The organism is Legionella dresdenensis, assembly GCF_042649825.1.
GTDB classification, from domain to species: Bacteria; Pseudomonadota; Gammaproteobacteria; order Legionellales; family Legionellaceae; genus Legionella_C; species Legionella_C dresdenensis.
Genome location: NZ_JBHSAB010000029.1, coordinates 27,751 through 45,385, shown reverse-complemented (window position 1 = coordinate 45,385; position 17,635 = coordinate 27,751). Strand labels below are relative to the sequence as shown.

The following is a 17,635-nucleotide window of genomic DNA, read 5'->3' as shown; positions in this document are numbered from 1 at the left end:
AAATAATTTTTGGAAACCGGGTTGTTTCTTACTGGCTCTCAGGTACTATCAAAGGGATTTTACAACACAGGAGCAAAAATGCGTTATTCACGATGGATGGCAACAATTTCGGCTGGCCTGGGGCTATTTTGCAGTTCGCTTTATGCCGGAGAGGTTGTAACTGAGCAATTGCAATTACCGCAATGTCTGGCGGCCAAATTGACTAAAGACTATCCCATATTGGCTGAAAACAATAATTATCGGATTATTGAAGTACCGCTTGCTGATATTGATAGCATTGTGCTGCTTGCAGATGAAGAAAAATGCGGCCGTTTTATTAATGTCAGCACTCATTTTAAAAAATCAATGCAGAATAATGCGGCTATAGCCAGCCAGCTCCTGAAGAAACCGGCAGCAAAAGCGCCGCTCAAGTCCAGGCCTTATGAAATAAAGCACCCGTCTGAAGTATTTCGTGCAATCGAGCAGGTTGGGCGCAAGAACATTATGGCGACGCTTAACCATTTAACCAGCTATAAAAACCGTTCTGCCACCAAGGATACCGGGGTTGAAGCTGCACAATGGCTTAAAACAACGTTTGAGGATATGGCTAAACAATACAATCGCACAGATACCAATGCGTATTTTGTAAAAACCCGCTCGCCTTATAAACAGCCTTCATTGGTTACGGTAATCGGCAAAGACATTAAAGCGCCGGCAGTGGTTATTGGCGCTCATATGGATACGCTCGATGGTATAATGCCAGGCGCTGGCGATGATGGCAGCGGCTCATCTAGCGTTATGGAAATGGCGAGAGTGCTGCTGAGTTCAGATCTGCAATTGAAGCGCCCGGTCTATTTTATCTGGTATGCGGCTGAAGAGCGCGGACTGATTGGTTCACAGCATGTTGTTGATCATTTTATGGTGCATGCAATACCAGTCAGAGGCGTTATCCAGTTTGATATGACCGGGTTTCGCAATGACCGCAATGATCCAACCATGTGGGTCTATCGTGATTATACCGATCCTGACCTGACTGATTTTGTTGCTGATCTGATTAAGGTATATATCGGTGTGCCAGTGGCGGAATCAAAATGCGGTTATGGCTGCAGCGATCACGCAACCTGGATGGAAGAAAGCATTCCGGCAGCTTTCCCCTGTGAAACCGATTTTGAAAATCACAACACCAAGATCCATACTTCAGGCGACACAGTTGATCGCTTAACACCCGAGCATATGGTTAACTTCACCAAACTCGGTCTGGCATTCGCAGTAGAACTGGGCTTGGAGTAGCAGGTTGGGTCGTTTGACCCAACATTAGCAATTTTAAACCCTGTGATCTTTGAATTTTGTGCTACATCTTGTTGGGTCAAACGACCCAACCTACTTTGCTTTAACAACACTTCCCTGATGAAAAACCAATTGTCACTGATCATCCCGCAACCGCCAAATCGACGAACGAATCATCTTTTTCATTCCCCCCGTATCCCGGTCGGTATGGCGGGTTATGTAGTTTAATAAAACACAGTGTTTTGTAATTGGTTTTATCTGGAATTCTTCTGCTGGAATATCATCCTGCTGATGAAAATCGGTGTGAGAGAGTACATCGGTTTTTGTAGCTGGTTTATTCCCTTGGCCAACCTCAATAAAATCTTCCGCAAGCAATTCATGCATCGCCTGAACTCGAGTCGCTTTCAGCAGTAATTTTGTTTCAAGTTCAACGATTATTTTCTCTAATGAATTCTCCATATTCCCCTCGGTTAAAAATATGATTTTTCTCAGAATAACAGAATATGTTTTTTTCGAACAGACTGATTAACACGCTGATATTTATCAGGATAAAAAATTTAGGCTTTAAAAAAACTTTATGTGGTTTATCGTAGATTTTCGCTGAAATCCCGGCAAAAAAGAATCCTGGTCATGCAGAAGAAAAAAAACAAATTGTGGTACACTTTTTTAGCAAAAATACAGAAAACTCGTGACATTTTATGAAATTTGTAGTAAAAAGGATGCGGCATTGATTCGTATATGGATAAATGCCAGAAAAGCTGTACACATTTACAACCCTATCGTTACTAAATATTGAAAGAGGAATGCAATGGCTCTCATATCGAAAGCACGTTTTAACCAAAAAGAAAAAGTTAAAGTTGAATTAAGCAGCGAAGTTCTGCGTAAAATTGAAGATTATTGCCGCTGGTCTCAGGTTGATGACATCAGTTTCTTCTTTGAAGAAGCTGCATGCTACGTTTTTGCTAAAGACAAAGACTGGAAAGCTTTCCAAAAGCAGGCAAAACAAGCTAAAAGAGCTGCTGCAGCAGCAAGTGAAGAGAACTAATTCATTCACCCGGTATGTCATGCCATTGGTTGTACAGCGTTCAATGGCATGGCTGCAGGCTAAACAAGGTAATTTTATGAAAAAAATCATCTTATTATGCTTTATATTCCCGGCAATCAGCTTTGCAGCAACAACAAAAGAAAATAATAAAGTGACTGTTTACCAAGAATTGTGCGCCAAAGAGCAGGATCCTGTTAAGAGACAGAATTACTGCTATATGATGGAAAATAATACTCAGGCTCATACCCTGTTTAATGTATTTCGCAAAGACGTAGCTATAGTCTAGTTTTAAGCGCAGGTTGGGCTGTAAAGCCCAACACTCCACCCTACAATCTATTACTGATTCATCCCTAACCCTTTTAATACCGTCAATGCTGAATACAACTGGTAATCTTCCTGCATAATTTTCTGCATATCGGCTTGTGATGACTCTTCACCCCCTTTGTTCTGATCAGCTTTATTGCCGTTTGCCAAGTGGCCGCTCAGGCTTGCTTCACTGAACTCTGCACCTAATTTGTCGGCTTTGGGTTGACCAGAAACTTTTAGTTCTTCAATTACAATATCAGGTGTAATGCCTTTGGCCTGAATTGATGTGCCAGATGGTGTGTAATACAGTGCGGTCGTTAATTTAATCGCCCGTTTATCATCAAGCGGCAATACAGTTTGCACCGAACCCTTACCAAAACTTCGGGTTCCCATGGTAACAGCCCGTTTATTATCTTTTAACGCGCCAGCGACGATTTCTGATGCTGAAGCCGAACCGCTATTGATGAGCACTACAATGGGCGCGTGATTCATGATATCGCCAGGTGTCGCCGTAGCGGTATATTTTGAATCAGGCAAACGTCCTTTGGTATATACAATGATCTCTTTCGCACCAGACTTTTTGCTATCCAAAAACGCGTCTGCCACTTCAATAGCACTATCCAGCAAACCGCCAGGATTATTACGAAGATCAAGCACCAGGCCGGTCAGTTTGCCGCCTGATTGCTGTTTCAATGCCTCAATCGCCTTAACCATATCCTTGCCGGTTAACTCCTGAAACTGCGAAAGCCGGACATAACCATAATGTTTGTCAATCAATTTGCTATCGACGCTTTTTATCTGGATTGTTTCCCTTACCACATTAAAGTTAAGCGGTTTGTCCTGGCCTTTACGCAATACCACCAACTGAATAGTAGAACCTGGTTTGCCGCGCATGAGACTGACTGCATCATCCAGCGTCATGCCCTGAACCGATTGTGCGCCTAATTTAATAATATAATCACCGGCCTTGATGCCTGCCTTATAAGCAGGCGAATCATTTAAAGGCGTAATAACTTTCACAACACCATTTTCCATCGTAATCTCGATACCCAATCCTGCAAAATTGCCGCTGGTTGCGGTTGTTAATTCAGTCAATTCCTTTTCATTTAAATAAGTTGAATGCGGGTCAAGGCTGCTCACCATGCCTTTAATCGCATTATCAAATAACTCAGCGTCTTTAGTGGAAGAAACATAGTTTTTCTTGATTTGATACAACGCATTGGAAAAACGTTGTACATCTTCCATGGGGATTTCATCATTCGGATTATTGCCGGCAATAATTTTCATCGGCAAATAACAGGCTCCGGCAACGAGTGCGATTTGAATTCCTTGGTAAAACAGTCGGTTAGACATAATTTCCCCCTTAGAGTGCCGGAAACTGCAGGCGCGATTTTAAATGGTTGTAGTAGAATGTTTGCAAGTAAGATGCCAAGCTTCCTCCTATAGTTACATTGGAAATGAATAATAGGCGTCTTATTTGTTTTTAAATTAATCATTATGGGTTATAATAATATTAATTATTTCATTTAGGTAAATGACATGGGCGAACCGTTTAAACCGCAATTGGATCAGGCTGGCGGCATAGTCGCGCAAAAAGAAGTCAAAGTATTACCTGGTGTCCGGGGTCGGGCAGCCCGCAATATTATTGTAGGTGATGAAGTAATTCCTGCAGGCTCAGACATCATTATTCAACCGCTTGATCAAAAGGCCGGTACCTACAAAATTACTACCTATGAACGCAAAGATTTGTTTGGCGGTTCTGATTTACCTGAAGCGCAAAATGATATCGTTCCTATTCAGTCTTACCAGGTATCCGGGATCAACCCTTCGAAGAATTTTATTTTTGATCAGCATTACAAAATTACTAAACAGCCCTTATTCTCGCCAGGTTCTCCAAAATTGGCTGATATTATTCAGGGTACGATTCCCAACTGTTTTGCTCTTGCCGCAATTCAGGGTATTCTAAGTCAGAAAAATGGCGATCTGGTCATAAAAAGTATGATGCGCCAGAATGACGACGGCACAGTAACAGTACGTCTTTATGATCCTGAAAACCTTGAGCCCGTGTATATGCGTGTTCAGACGGCCAAACTTGTGGATCAGCATGGTGAGGCGTTGAGCCGACATTCTGAATTATGGGTGCATGTTTTAGAAAATGCTTATGCAGCATTTGGCAAACGCAAGGCAAAAAATGGCTTTATCGCTGAAACGGTTGATTCCTCTGCAGGCAGCGTGTTTAGCGGCGGTGGTCAGATTGATTTTGCATTGACTGTTTTTGCAGGTATTGATAATCAAAAAACGCATAATTTGGCTATACAGAATAATTTGCGTGGCGTCAGATCAGAGCTTTATCATATTAGCGAAGATGAATTGATGATGCTGGGTGCGCTTAATGCGTTGCCGCCAGAAAGGCAAGGAGAGCTGCTCAAGAGTGTGCTGATGGCAAATTTCGATGCCGCCCAGAGTTTAAGCTCTTATCAGGAGAATGAGGAAGGGCTTACAGCCGATTTAGTGGCTTATGCAAAATTTTATCAGCAAAATCAGGAAGCCTGTAGCGCAATTACCAGTAGTGACATACTTAACAGACAAGAAAAAATGGCGGCTTTACAGAAGCTTGCAAAAGAGCAGGGTGTACAAGGTGGCTTAAATTTTATTACCAATATACAAAAAGACAGTCCATATGAACAGAAGACCATGGAAGTCTACCAGGCGATAGAATCTGCATTAAAAAATAATCAAATAGTAACTGCCGGTACTGGCCATAAAGACTCGATTCATCTGGAAGGGATTGTTGGGCCGCATGCCTATACTGTTTTAGGCGTCCGTCAGGATGAAAAGGGTAATCGTTTTGTCCAACTGCGTAATCCTTGGGGTGACGGAGGGCTTGAGTATATTAACAACAATGGCGATCCTGCGGCGCCGAAGACAAAGTCTTCGAATAATCCAATTTTTGAAATGGAGTTGAATGATTTTTATCAAAATTTTTACAACGTACATGTGAGTAAGGATTGTCAGTCTGCATTCAGTTTTGATATTCAGCGGGCGGAGTTATTAACGGAAGTTAATTATCTTGTTGAAAATCATGCGGTGAGCAGTCATTCAACTTTGATGGAGCTTTGCGAGTTTCAAGCAGATTATAAACAATATGAATCTGGTTTGCTAAAAATTGAGCAAAAAAATCTGGACTATATGAAAGCCAATAGAGCTTATCATGTGGAGCAAATTGGTAAAGTATTTGCCGACTCATCCAAAAACGATGGTGAAAAACAGACTGCGGTGATAAAGCTGGTGCAAGAAGCACGAATCAAGCGCTTTAATATGCCGGGTACTGAAGAGCAAAAACAAGAGCAGTTGTATCGTTTGCTTAAGCTCAACTGGCTCGAATCGCAGGAGAAACCCGATAACAAAGCCATTGAGGATGTTAAGGCGACCATCGTCAAACATGCCGGTTATGATTTTTGTGAAGTAATGAATAATAAAAAACTTGTGGCAGATACGGTTGCCTATGGTTTTGCAAAAAACTTTCCTGAACAAGTCAAAGTCTGCGAACAATTGGCTAAAAAAGTTCAACAAACTCAACAGGAAATAATGCCATCTCTGGAGGCTATGCAGCCTGTTAATCTGGATAAAGCCACAACCCTGATTAATGCTGCGGCCATGCTAAAAACTGAATACATGAAGGCGGTTAACGAAAAAGCGTTTCTGAAAAATTTGAACATAGGCGAGATAAATACTGAACAGCTAGACGCGCTTAAAAGTACAATAACCCAATGCGATGAATTTGTGAACACCCACGATGAACTGCTTAAAGTAAAGGATAAGATCGAAGCGGCACGGGAGGAAACCTATAAAAGCGTAGTCAGCGCAGTTGGCAATAAACAGCTCTCCGAGAGGGATGCAGCACACGTCAATGAGTGTATCGACTCCAATGATCCCAGGAAACAGGCTGAAATGGCTAAACATGTTCCAGCAAGTGTGGGTGAAAAGTTGAGTGCTCTGGCAAGATTAGTAGAGTGCTTTAAATCTCTTGTGCAGAGCTTGAGAAATTTGATAAATAAAAATCAGGGGTATAATGTAGTCGAGAAAGTGGAAGGAAGATCTTTTAAAGACAGATATCGTGATAGGGTGGGTCAATCCCAAAAGCCCAAACCGGAACCGGATTTAGACGATAACCTCACTGCAGCGGACACAGCGAGTGTGAGTTCACCGGAATTGTAGCCTTTTTCCCTCTCCCCAACCCTCTCCCGATAACGGGAGAGGGAGTAGATATTTCAAAAGCTACTTGCTAACCTTGCCCGCATTGTAAAGGCGGCCAGAAATTAACTCTTCGTTCACCAGAATTTGCATTTGGAAGTGTATTTAGAAAGAAAGTAGGTAGTGTACCGGCATTAGTTGTAAATACCCGTTCCTGCATAGTCTCCCCGTATCCTGTTATACGTTGTTGCTTCTCCATTAAACGTTGTTGTTTTTCCATTAAACGCCGTTGTTTCTCAATTAACGTTGCCTGTTTTTGCCCTAGCAAATGGGAAGATAATTCTGCCTCTTCCGATGCATTGATATCATTATCAGATAAATTCAGGCGTTTAAGAATTTTGGTTTGCTTTAAAGCTGAAATAAGTTCTTCACGCTGCCGCGGCGATTTATTAGTAAAGAGATTGTTTTTTGAAACATTAATTTTTTTAACATGTGAAGGAATAGTTTCTAAAAAATCAATTAACTGTCCTGGCGTCAGGATATGAAGATTGCTCTCACTAAAATCGAGTTCAGTTATCGTAGGCGGCAAACCGCTAAACGCTTCTTTCAAAAATTCAACCGATTTTGTTTCAAGATTATTCTTGCTTAATCTTAATGAATAAACTTTAGTATCCTTGAATCCGGAAAAAGCCTTGGCAAACTTGTCGGCAGTTGACCAATTAAAACCATTCTCTTCCAAATTCAGGCGGGTAACCGATTTAAGTTTACTAAATGCGTTAGCTAAACCAGGAGCCGTTTGTGCGCCAAGGTGGTTTTTGCTGAAATCGATAAAAGTAACCGAATCTTTAAATGCCTCAAATGCCTTTGCTAAAGAGGTGTCTGTTAAATTGCCAATGAGATTGCCTCTCAGATTAACATGAGTTGCACAGCAAAGTCCGCTAATCACTATTGCAAGCTTTTGCCCCAGCAGTAATAACTCGTTAAAACATAAATTGATATGCGTTAGCGATTTATCAAATTTTCCAAATGCCTCCTTTAATGCCTCTGGTTTTTGTTTATCAAGATAATTATGACCCAAATCGAGGCTGGAAATATTGGCATAAAATCCGGATAAAGCTTGCATAAACTCATCCGGGCTTTGATATAGATAACCAATTTGATTATTTCGTAGATTAATATGTCTTACATTGGGTGGTATGCTTGCAAGGAACTCCTTCATTTCCTTACCACTCAGTGCATCGGGAAGAGCGTTATTTCTTAGGTCAAGGTGATCAATATTCGATAAATACTGAAAAGCAGATGTGAATTCCTTCTTAAAATAAGCTTGAGCTATACATTTGAAATCCAAAAACTTTATTGAAGAATTGAGCCGCTTAAAAATTTCCTCTAGATCGGTTCCGCTATAATTATTTTCTTCTACTTCCAGGTAAAGTGCCGTTATTCCTCTCGGCAGTCTGTCGATTTCACTAAGTATGTCTGATAAAGACTGTGACTTTAAAACAATCTTATAGGCGGCAAAACCATTCTCAATTAGTTCCATTTATACTCCCTAATTAATTAATCCACATCTATTTTGCAGCGGTAATTAATCCAATTACGCGGCAAGGGGAGTATGTCTTAGGTTTGATATTGAAAACAAGTTCTTATCAACATAAAATTATTAGTATTCCACATTTACCCTACGTTAATGGATTAACTATGAAATCAAAAGGTTTTTTATTCCCCGCGCTTCTGCTTAGCACCGCCTGTCATGCCAATTTTATGTTTCAGTCATTTACTCCCAATGTTTGTGATAATCTTGCTGGAAATTGGGCCGGTTCAGGTAAGGCCAGCAACTGGATAATTGGTACTTGTTCTTACCACGGCACAGGGACAATTTCGGCTGTTGATAGTAATGGCCGATTCTCTGTCAAAGTGAGTGCTGATAAAGATTCGGGCAATTTACTGTGCCCTGCCCATGCCGCAAAACAACTAACGGGAACCTGCTTAAATGGCATAATCACCATTATTACTGAATATGGCGATTTGGCTGGCAACTTCAGTGAAAATAATGGGCAGGCCAAGGGTACGCTAACGGTCGCTCCAGGGATAAAGGCTGATGTTTTGGTTAATTTTCAGCGGGTGAAATAGTCATTGACGATAACTATCTGAAAAGCTGAATTTACCCTCATTTATTAGTTTTATAAACGACGTATGGAATTATTATAACTCAGAATAGTCACTGATTGCATCAAATGAAGAGCTAATTCGCATTTGCCTCATTTCTGTAATTTAAACCAATATTAGCTAAATTCAATTTAGTCAAAAACAATTATTGACCATGCTACCAATTATTTGACACAATAGTGCAAATTATCATTATCTTTTGGAAGATTTATGAAATTACAAGAAGCAATTGATAAACTCAACTCTTTAAATCAGCGCAGTACTAGTGCAATATATATCTCTCATCATTCAATTAAAAATGAATTGAATGATGTTTTAAACAATTACTTACCTAATGCTTTTGAGCAAAATTCGCCTTTATTTGCGCAATATGAAGTATTAACAGATGCTCTTAAAGGGAAAATACAGTCTCTTTACGAATCTAATCAGCAAATGATAAAAAAACTAGATTTTGAAGAAACCTGTACTGAATTAATCAACAAAAATGATGTTGAAAACCTTACTGGGCTAATTAATATTGGTGAATATTTTGGAACAGGTCCACATGGGAAAGATGTCTGTACGCCGTTAGATAATATTTATGATTTTTTTAGAACAAACCCGCAACAACGGACTTCGAGCAATAAAGCTGCTCTCGATAAATTATGTGATATTTTAAAAGAAACTCGTCTAGCTATCCCTGAGCGTAATTTTAAACTGTTTGCTAATCCTCGTGAGCGCGTAAAAGCGATCCTTAAGGCGAATGAAATATCAGATTTAATGGTGTGGCTAGTGAGCGCAACACAAGATGATCGCGAATTTGCCCTGCGCGCAGCAGCTTCAGTTGATACTTGCAAGGATTGCTTATTGTTTTTATTGAGTCGTACCGCGCCTAATTGTAAAGAAGCTTCAATAAATTTGCTGGCTCAAGGCCAGCCTTCCGGGCAAAATGCGCTGCATAGAGCCATTGCTTCTGGTAAAACCTTGATCGTGTCAATCTTGCTTGATGACAAACTTAATCCCAGCAATGGTTTATTGAAACAACTTCTTGCGCGTGATAGTAAAGGGCTAACCCCCATTGATTTAATCAAAAAAATGGCTGATAAGATTGACCAGTCTCGAGTGGTAGATCGGATCACAACTGCATTAAATAATTATCAAAACAATTCGCGTTTTGGTCTTACTGAAGCTAATATTCAGTCACTTAACCAAAATCTAGACCAAGTAAAAAGTCTTATCGAAACCCACAATAGTTACCCTGGTTTTTAAAAACAACAACCTTGATTACGTCCATAATCAAGGTTGTTATTTGAAAAGCTATCAGAACCCGAATCCAGTCCTAAAATCCTTGCATATTATGTAATTGGAGATTTTCCGATATGATTTTTTAGATTTGCCGAATATCCTTCCTCTTAACCTGGATAAACCGGTTTACGCTGCACAGCCTCAAAGCTACTTTAGGTGTTGTTGCAACCATAACAGTAAGAGCTGGTCATCATCATAATTCTCTTTTTTCCGCCGGATTTCCTCTATCCACAGCTGGAGCATCCCTTCCTGCCAACATGTAATAATATCGCCGAAGATATAGCTTTTCAGGCAAATAGCAGGCGTATGCCCTAATAATTGCGACACATCGGCTATGACTTGTTTAAGGCTCGAGTTTTCCGATAACTCTTCGAGCATAATCAGCCGTTTAAATGTTTCCCGGCAGGCGGCCCAGGTTCTGAAATCCTTGGCAGTAAAGGAATGGTTGGTTAGTGCTTGTAAGTAAGCATTAATTTCCTGAGACGTAATCACATTTAAGGCATTATTTTCATCTTTATATTTAAAAAGCTCATAGCCTGGAATTTCTTCACATTTTTTCAAAACCCGCAAAATCTTCCGGTCTTTTAACACAATGTGCCAGGGCTTGGCATTTTTACCAATGAATTTAAGCGTTGCCTTGTTTTTCTCGAGTCTAATATGCTTTTTACGCAGGGTCGTCAAACCATAGGACTTATTTTCCCGGGCATATACTGTATTACCGATACGAATATAATAATTATCCATTAAATAAATTATGGCGCAGATTATCTGTGATTTGCTCAGGGTAAGTGTTTTATTTAATTGCTCATCTATATGTGCACGTATTAAAGGAATTGCTTGCCCAAAATAAACCATGAGCTGGAATTTATTTTTCTGCCGTTCCTGTTGCCATAACGAATGATAGCGGTATTGCTTGCGATTGCGGGCATCGTAACCAGTTGCCTGAATATGGCCATTGGCATAAGGACAGATCCACACGCGCTGATATGCTGGCGGGATAGCCAGCGATTTGATTCGCGTTAGTACCATTTTATCTTTAATCAGACTGCCATCCGGATAATAATAGGCAAAACCTTTCCCGGAACGTTTCCGGGTTATACCTGGCGTGCCATTTTTTACATAACGCAATGCCGCCTCCCGCGCTATGCGTTCGCACTCCTCAGCCGAATACAGCGAGCAGGTGGCGCCCTCGGTATCGGAAATCATGTTAGCGAATCACCCGGAAGCGGCTCCGGCGCTTTTACCGGTTCAGGTTCAGGGCTCTGATCAGGAGTCGGCTCCGGCTGTTTGTCAGGCCCTGGTTCATAAGAATCCGGAAGCGGCGGCTCTTCAATCGGTTTTTTATTCGGTATTTCCTGATTTGCAAGCTTTGTCATAATTTGCCCCATTTCAGATAAAGAAGCTTTTAATTTATTACTATAGGACGAAATTCAGTTATAGCAAGCGCAAGCTGGGTACACGAAGTGAAACCTGGGGGCGTAGGTTGGGTGGTTTGACCCAACAGCAGTGCTTAATGCAAGATCAGTGCATGTGAAGCGTTGCTCTTAATCTTGCATTTGAAGACACGGTGATTTTCACATAAAATTGTGGCCTGTTGTTTAAAGGGACTTACATTATGCCGCTGATTGATAAATCTGAACAAAAACCTTCAAACCGATCAAAGGACGCTCAAAAAGCAATTCTGGCTGAAATGGAAAAAAAGAAAGCCGAATTTTCAGTTTTGCTGAATTCTACTCCTGTTTCGCTTGGCGATACTCTCGAAAATGCCCTTTATGAGAGTTTACGGCAACAATCCTATTTAAGCGGACACCTTGAGGATTATGAATGCCCTTTGGGATTAAGACAAATTATCGCCGAGACAGTTATAGGGCCTCTTGTTCATATCACTGATATCAAGAGTCTGGGCGCTGCACTGTTTTTTGCTGAAAGCATTCTCGCTTGTAAAGATATTTCTTATCATACTTTATTTAAAGAACAAATCTCCAGAATCGCCTTGGCTGATCCATTTACCAATAACGATTTTTTTAATCCAGAAAGTGATAACCAACCCTATCATCTTCAAATAGCGCTTGCTCATATCATGAGTATTTTTACTTATGATTATTCTGTTTTTGATTTGTATTTCAATAAAATGAGCCTGAACTTAATCGATAACAATAAACGGCAAGCATTACTGGAAGATATTAGTCAATATGTTCTCGTGCTGACAGAGCATATTATCAATACAATGCATCAGTTAGCCAATTCTTTAAAAATTGATTTAACTACCCTAAAAGCACACTATTTAACGGAAGAAAAGCAAGCAGAACCCAATCGTCGATGGGAAGAAATCATCCATCGCAGGAGGCATATGCAAAAGGATGCAGAACTGGCACGGGCTAATGCCACGGAAACGTTTCGTACTGTCGAACAAAATATTCACCATTTTTCCAGAGCTCGTACTAAAAGAGAGCCTCAGGATGATGAGCCGTTAAGAAAGTGGCTTCAACAAGGTATTGCGTTATTAACACAATTCAGTACCAATCCCGATATAATTTCCAGGATTTGGATATATTCGGATAATTGGTTAACAGAGCGCAGAGCTGATTTGAATGAAAATTTGAAAGCTCAATTAAGCAGATATATTTCATTAAGACAGGATTTTTTTATTCTAAAATGGTCGATACAGCATGGCCTTCCTTTATCTTTTGAGCAAATATCAAAACTCCGGCCTGATAATAAGGAAACTTTATATAAGCTGTTAAAAGACGGTAATTTTTCTGTTCCTTTAGAACTATTTAGCTTTGCAATGTTCGATAATTTGAAAAGAATATTAGAGATAACGCGTACTTATGGAAAGGCACGCCTGGATTATACCAGTTTAAGAAATTTTTCGGGCAAGCAATTGGAACTAAGCCTTGATTTTATTACAGCCGAAGAAAATATTGCCGAACTTTGCCATACTGGCAGGAAAAAAAGCAGAGGAACTTATGTAATATTAGGCCAGCGGCTTGAGCAAGGTATAGCCTTATTAACACAGTTTACGGCTATGCCGGAGCTTTATCTCTTCAAAAAAGATTTGGATCTTATCGATCTTCTGGTGATGAATGTAAGTGCTGATTCCAATAAACTCTTAAAAGCGAAAATAGACTGTTTTGTTTCCTTAAAAAAAGACTTTTATATTCAGGAAGAGATAAGGAGGCATGGCCTTACATTATCTTTTGAGCAATTATCAAATTTGAAAGTCTCAAGCAAGGATCGTTTATATAATCTATTGAAAAGCGGATATTTTACCCTCCCTATCCACTTGTTTGATTTGGCAATGTTAGATAACCTGACCAGGCTATTAGAGTTAGAGGTGCCTCAGGGAGAATATGGCCGTATAGAATATAAATGCATGCGAGGTTTTTCCAGCAAAAAATTGGGTCTGGTTCTTGAGCGTTTCCCAAATACATTTTTAATGCGGCATTTTCCGGAAAGACAGGACTCCTTTTGGAGTGAGAATATCATTGATTTGTTGAAATCTGATGACATAGTACAATTTGGGAAAGTTGCTAATTTAAAGCGTGTCTGGCGTCATTTTGGTCACTATCGCTTAAAAGAGCTTTTTCCTGCCAAGACATTAGAAACTAACTGGTATACCCCTCTTAAAAATTTATTTCAAAGCGGCGATATCGATTTGCTTATTTTTTTATTAACTTATCCAAACCTGGCGCAAAGCTTTATAAAATTTTCTCTTGATAAAAATGCTTTAAAATGGTTGTTTGATTTACCTCCAAGCGCCAGAAATATTTTTTCTGAAGAATTGCATGAACAGTGGGTTACGTTTATCAAAGAGGTTTCAAAATCGCCGCAAACTATCGATAAAGAGCGAATAGCCTTTTTGTTTAGTGATAAACATTTATTAAAAATGACCAGTCGACCGATTAAAGAAAATCCTGTACTGATGTTCGTCCTGTATGCAAAGGTAACAGTCGAGGAATTAAATGCGTGTGGGCCAGCATTTTTAACTATCCCTGCCATAGAGTGCCATAAAAGAGGATATTGCCGTTTATCCGAACAACGCACCTTTAAGCCTGAGATTTTACCTCTTCTCTACGAGGTTATGCGATTAAAAAATGGGCCTTTGCCAAAAGGATTTCTGGAGATACTATCCACACCGGTCATGATCGCGGCTTATAAAACAAAAGTGCTTAGTGCAGGTTATCTTGCCAAATGCGATTTGACGCAATTGAAACAGTGGCAATCTTCTTACGAAAAAACCCAAGCAGCCAATGCCAACGGCGCACCCAATGCCTGGAACCCGGAATCGACCAAATTCCTTTTGGCCACTACTCGATCCCAAAACCATACTTCTCAAACTGGGACTGCAAGATTTTTCAGAGGGCAACCAACACAGCAAAATACGGACAAGCCAACTACAATGGGCTATGGCTCAAGCTCGTAATTTAATCAAACCAGAGTAGGTTGGGCTGTAAAGCCCAACACTCAATTTCAAAGAGTGAAACCCTGGATTACACTGCTTTGCGTCAAGGCTACTCCAGTTTAATTAAGAACTGGGTTATCGTCTGAAACTGGCTGTTTATGAGATAACGCGCCAGTTTTTCCTGTTAATGCGCAAGGTAAAAAGAAATTTAAAAACGATTCAGCTGGAGGCGGGCTAGTTGGGTATAGCGCTTTGATTGTCGCTGCCTGCTGGTCAAAAAAAATTGCCAAGTTATAACTATCAATAACTTTTTTATTGCTCTTATTATATTGGTCTAGGTTTTTCGCGGTCAGTCTCCCTTGAAGTGCTTTATTAATCAGATCCGGATAATCTGTGGGATGATCAGCATTAATAGAATGCTTGCTATCGAAATTAACTTCAGTAAGTGATTGCGGTAATTGTTTATGTAATAAACTTGCATTGTTAGCAGGGTTTGCTGCATAGTCTCTGGAACCCGAAATACAAATTATCATTAATTTTTCATATACCTCTTTATATTTAGCAATTTTTTCCTGCAAATCAAATTGATTAAACCGATGCTTAAAAAAATAATTAAGAAGTTCAATAGAACAACCGGTTAAAGAATCATACATTTCCGCATGTTTTGATGAAAATAAACTCATGAAGGATAAAAAATGGCGGGTCAAATCAGGATGATCTTTCAACATTTTACCCTCTGTTTCTTCTTTTAGGGTTTCGTATTTATCGGCATATAAAGGAGCCAGGTTACGAACAATGCTTTGCTGATAATCCAGGGAGTTCTGAATGCTTCCAGTCATTAATTTCTCAACTGACTCAACTATTTCATTATAATCCGGGCGATCTTTATAATGTTCCCTGACATAGGCAATACTTTGCTCTATAGAATGATGGTTTATAGGCCCAGCGATTGAAATTAATTGATTTAAGACAATTTGGGAATCTGCCTTTAGTATCCATTGTGGCCGACATGCAGGCATCGACATTGCCGTCATACTACCAAATGAACGTCCGATAATGCGTAAATCCATTTTTTCAAGATTTAGTTTCTCTTGAACAGCTTCAACTACCTGAGCTGCAATCTCTGCGTAATTCTCAACCGTAAATTCAGCCTCAAAATCTTTCGCTTTATCACTTCGGCCACAATGCAGAGGATCAAACAAAATAAAATGATAAGGGGATTCTGCTGCCTTATTTTGCTGTTCCAGGCTCGCAACTAAATCTTTCATTGCGATATGGGAAAAACCGGGACCGCCAGGGATGAGTAAAATATAAGGTTTATTATCTGCTTTATTGCCAGTTACTTGATAGTAAATTTGAGTGCCGTCTTTGAGCGTTAGCATACCGTTCATTAAACCCATTACCATTCATCCTTTAATTTAGTTCGGGGTTATGATTAAAGCATAGTTTTCGAGGTTGTTAAAATAACCCCTCAACCGTAGTAACTACTCTGGCTCTTATTAGATGCAACACCGAAGAGGTAAATATAGGGCGGTTTTCCAAAAGAAAATGTTGGGCTGCACTTTGTTTAGCCCAACGTTTAATTAAACCTCGCGTAGATTGGCTGTAAAGCCCAACACTCAATTTCAAAGAATGTAACCCTTGATTACACTGCGTTGCATCAAGGCTACTCTGCCTATTTTTCAAGGATGACTTTGATAAGGTATATAATCGGGCGCATTCTCATTAAAGCGCCATTTTTCCATATTGTTAATAATGGACTCCTTAGAGTAGCCGTAATTATTAATTAAATGATTTTCTAATTGTTCAAGTAATTTATCTGTATTAAATTGACTAAAACTTTTCAATATATACTCTTTAAGAGTACAACCGGCCTTATTGGTTAATAAAGCATATAAAGCAAGTGCTTTTTCATTTTCCGGTTGATTATCTTCGAATATGTCTTTATAAAATTGAGCCCTTTTTCTTCCAGTAGTTCCATGGTAACGAGGACTAAAAAAACCATCATGAAACCATTGTATGCCGGTTTTGGCATTAGAGTTATATTCTTTTATGTAACTATCCATGCCGCGAACTGCAAGAGCCAATACATTATCAAAATTGCCTGCATTAATTTCAAGAACAGCCAAACCATAAAGCGCACTTTTTTCCTGATAAGTTTCTGCTATTTGTGCAAAATTATAGCCAGGTTTTGATTTATAACTCCTGTCATCAAATGCAAACCCATCTTTTTTATATTCAATATTTCCTGCCCTGGACAAACGGCCTTCGCTAATAATTTTTTCCCGGTGAGGAACAACTAAACCTGGTATTATATTTTCGACCATGATTTGTGCTGTAACTGTCTTATGCTGAGCAATAGGCAAATATTCAGGTTTGAATTTATCCCGGGTCCGAATAACTTCCAAGGTATCGCACATATTAACTAACTGTCGTAAGAAATCTTTTTGCTCGCCATGTTTGGCAATAAATTTTTCACTTTCATCTTTATATTTGATTGTATCTGAAATTAATTCTGCTAATTCTAATGGAATTTCAACTTGATTCACGAGAAACGCGCAACACGCTTCTGCACTCTGAGGATCCCAAAGATCATAACCATCACCCTCACGTGCTGCATCATGAAAAAAGACCGCGACTTTGATTAATTCCAATAATTCTTGTTTTTGTAGGGTATATAATTTGGAAATAGCTTCGATTGCTGTTGCGTAGCTACTAACATATTGATTGTAAAAAAAGTCAATCCGCTCAATAAGTTCCATAGCAGCCAAGGCATGTAATGGACCATGAGATATACGCAGATGAAACTCATGAGCTGCTTTCGTATGAACCTTTTTTAGCGTTAATGGGTATGGAACCTGAAGAGATTTATAATTTAATACACTTAACGGTTTGGAATAATAATGATAATTTGCAAACTGCACTGCTTTTTGGATAAGACTCATTTAAATACTCCAGGTTTAATTGGA

Annotated in this window: 14 protein-coding genes; 7 read left to right on the top strand and 7 right to left on the bottom strand. The window is 39.6% G+C overall.

The window, feature by feature from the left end:
• The first annotated feature begins 78 nt into the window (after positions 1-78).
• Positions 79-1,269 carry an aminopeptidase LapA gene (lapA, locus tag ACFORL_RS11815; protein ID WP_382344280.1) on the top strand — a complete coding sequence of 397 codons (1,191 nt, stop codon included), beginning with the start codon at positions 79-81 and terminating at the stop codon, positions 1,267-1,269.
• Between the two features lie 132 nt (positions 1,270-1,401).
• Here the strand turns inward: lapA and ACFORL_RS11810 are convergent, their stop codons facing one another.
• Positions 1,402-1,725: a DUF4440 domain-containing protein gene (locus ACFORL_RS11810; protein WP_382344278.1), complete on the bottom strand. Its 324-nt coding sequence runs from the start codon at positions 1,723-1,725 to the stop codon at positions 1,402-1,404.
• A gap of 349 nt (positions 1,726-2,074) precedes the next feature.
• Between ACFORL_RS11810 and ACFORL_RS11805 the strand changes: the two genes are divergently transcribed.
• Both ACFORL_RS11805 and ACFORL_RS11800 read left to right on the top strand, forming a co-directional pair.
• Positions 2,075-2,311: a hypothetical protein gene (locus ACFORL_RS11805; protein ID WP_382344276.1), complete on the top strand. Its 237-nt coding sequence runs from the start codon at positions 2,075-2,077 to the stop codon at positions 2,309-2,311.
• Complete coding sequence (locus ACFORL_RS11800; protein ID WP_382344274.1) at positions 2,298-2,597, top strand: hypothetical protein; 300 nt, start codon at positions 2,298-2,300, stop codon at positions 2,595-2,597. The genes ACFORL_RS11805 and ACFORL_RS11800 overlap by 14 nt, the downstream gene beginning before the upstream one ends.
• A 50-nt stretch (positions 2,598-2,647) precedes the next feature.
• Here ACFORL_RS11800 and ACFORL_RS11795 read toward each other — a convergent pair whose 3' ends face one another.
• The gene (locus ACFORL_RS11795) at positions 2,648-3,970 is read right to left on the bottom strand and encodes a S41 family peptidase (protein WP_382344272.1); all 1,323 of its coding nucleotides are present in this window, start codon (positions 3,968-3,970) and stop codon (positions 2,648-2,650) included.
• Positions 3,971-4,156: 186 nt separating this feature from the next.
• Here ACFORL_RS11795 and ACFORL_RS11790 point away from each other — a divergent pair, with 186 nt between their 5' ends.
• Positions 4,157-6,835 carry a C2 family cysteine protease gene (locus ACFORL_RS11790; protein WP_382344271.1) on the top strand — a complete coding sequence of 893 codons (2,679 nt, stop codon included), beginning with the start codon at positions 4,157-4,159 and terminating at the stop codon, positions 6,833-6,835.
• 67 nt (positions 6,836-6,902) lie between these two features.
• Here the strand turns inward: ACFORL_RS11790 and ACFORL_RS11785 are convergent, their stop codons facing one another.
• A complete protein-coding gene (locus ACFORL_RS11785) occupies positions 6,903-8,351 on the bottom strand; it encodes a hypothetical protein (RefSeq protein ID WP_382344269.1) in 1,449 nt (482 codons plus the stop codon).
• Positions 8,352-8,509: 158 nt separating this feature from the next.
• Between ACFORL_RS11785 and ACFORL_RS11780 the strand changes: the two genes are divergently transcribed.
• Both ACFORL_RS11780 and ACFORL_RS11775 read left to right on the top strand, forming a co-directional pair.
• On the top strand, positions 8,510-8,941 hold the full coding sequence (locus tag ACFORL_RS11780; RefSeq protein WP_382344267.1) for a hypothetical protein: 432 nt from the start codon (positions 8,510-8,512) through the stop codon (positions 8,939-8,941).
• A gap of 246 nt (positions 8,942-9,187) precedes the next feature.
• Positions 9,188-10,225, top strand: coding sequence for a hypothetical protein (locus ACFORL_RS11775; protein WP_382344266.1), 1,038 nt, complete (start codon positions 9,188-9,190; stop codon positions 10,223-10,225).
• A gap of 183 nt (positions 10,226-10,408) precedes the next feature.
• On the opposite strand, the gene ACFORL_RS11770 is transcribed toward ACFORL_RS11775, so the two are convergent.
• Entirely contained in the window at positions 10,409-11,467 is a 1,059-nt protein-coding gene (locus ACFORL_RS11770) for a DNA topoisomerase IB (protein ID WP_382344264.1), read from the bottom strand.
• Positions 11,464-11,637 (bottom strand): hypothetical protein, encoded by a 174-nt coding sequence (locus ACFORL_RS11765; RefSeq protein WP_382344262.1) that lies wholly within the window; start codon positions 11,635-11,637, stop codon positions 11,464-11,466. Before ACFORL_RS11765 ends, ACFORL_RS11770 begins: the two co-directional genes overlap by 4 nt.
• 239 nt (positions 11,638-11,876) lie before the next feature.
• Here ACFORL_RS11765 and ACFORL_RS11760 point away from each other — a divergent pair, with 239 nt between their 5' ends.
• Positions 11,877-14,687 carry a hypothetical protein gene (locus ACFORL_RS11760; RefSeq protein WP_382344260.1) on the top strand — a complete coding sequence of 937 codons (2,811 nt, stop codon included), beginning with the start codon at positions 11,877-11,879 and terminating at the stop codon, positions 14,685-14,687.
• 98 nt (positions 14,688-14,785) lie between these two features.
• Here ACFORL_RS11760 and ACFORL_RS11755 read toward each other — a convergent pair whose 3' ends face one another.
• Together ACFORL_RS11755 and ACFORL_RS11750 are read right to left on the bottom strand one after the other, a co-directional pair.
• The gene (locus tag ACFORL_RS11755) at positions 14,786-16,066 is read right to left on the bottom strand and encodes an alpha/beta hydrolase (RefSeq protein ID WP_382344258.1); all 1,281 of its coding nucleotides are present in this window, start codon (positions 16,064-16,066) and stop codon (positions 14,786-14,788) included.
• Between the two features lie 282 nt (positions 16,067-16,348).
• Complete coding sequence (locus tag ACFORL_RS11750; protein ID WP_382344257.1) at positions 16,349-17,611, bottom strand: hypothetical protein; 1,263 nt, start codon at positions 17,609-17,611, stop codon at positions 16,349-16,351.
• Positions 17,612-17,635: the final 24 nt, after the last annotated feature.

Coding starts and splice junctions, on each gene's coding strand:
- lapA (WP_382344280.1), top strand. CDS start 79: ATGCGTTATTCACGATGGATGGCAACAATTTCGGCTGGCCTGGGGCTA.
- ACFORL_RS11810 (WP_382344278.1), bottom strand. CDS start 1,725: ATGGAGAATTCATTAGAGAAAATAATCGTTGAACTTGAAACAAAATTA.
- ACFORL_RS11805 (WP_382344276.1), top strand. CDS start 2,075: ATGGCTCTCATATCGAAAGCACGTTTTAACCAAAAAGAAAAAGTTAAA.
- ACFORL_RS11795 (WP_382344272.1), bottom strand. CDS start 3,970: ATGTCTAACCGACTGTTTTACCAAGGAATTCAAATCGCACTCGTTGCC.
- ACFORL_RS11790 (WP_382344271.1), top strand. CDS start 4,157: ATGGGCGAACCGTTTAAACCGCAATTGGATCAGGCTGGCGGCATAGTC.
- ACFORL_RS11785 (WP_382344269.1), bottom strand. CDS start 8,351: ATGGAACTAATTGAGAATGGTTTTGCCGCCTATAAGATTGTTTTAAAG.
- ACFORL_RS11780 (WP_382344267.1), top strand. CDS start 8,510: ATGAAATCAAAAGGTTTTTTATTCCCCGCGCTTCTGCTTAGCACCGCC.
- ACFORL_RS11775 (WP_382344266.1), top strand. CDS start 9,188: ATGAAATTACAAGAAGCAATTGATAAACTCAACTCTTTAAATCAGCGC.
- ACFORL_RS11770 (WP_382344264.1), bottom strand. CDS start 11,467: ATGATTTCCGATACCGAGGGCGCCACCTGCTCGCTGTATTCGGCTGAG.
- ACFORL_RS11765 (WP_382344262.1), bottom strand. CDS start 11,637: ATGACAAAGCTTGCAAATCAGGAAATACCGAATAAAAAACCGATTGAA.
- ACFORL_RS11760 (WP_382344260.1), top strand. CDS start 11,877: ATGCCGCTGATTGATAAATCTGAACAAAAACCTTCAAACCGATCAAAG.
- ACFORL_RS11755 (WP_382344258.1), bottom strand. CDS start 16,066: ATGGGTTTAATGAACGGTATGCTAACGCTCAAAGACGGCACTCAAATT.
- ACFORL_RS11750 (WP_382344257.1), bottom strand. CDS start 17,611: ATGAGTCTTATCCAAAAAGCAGTGCAGTTTGCAAATTATCATTATTAT.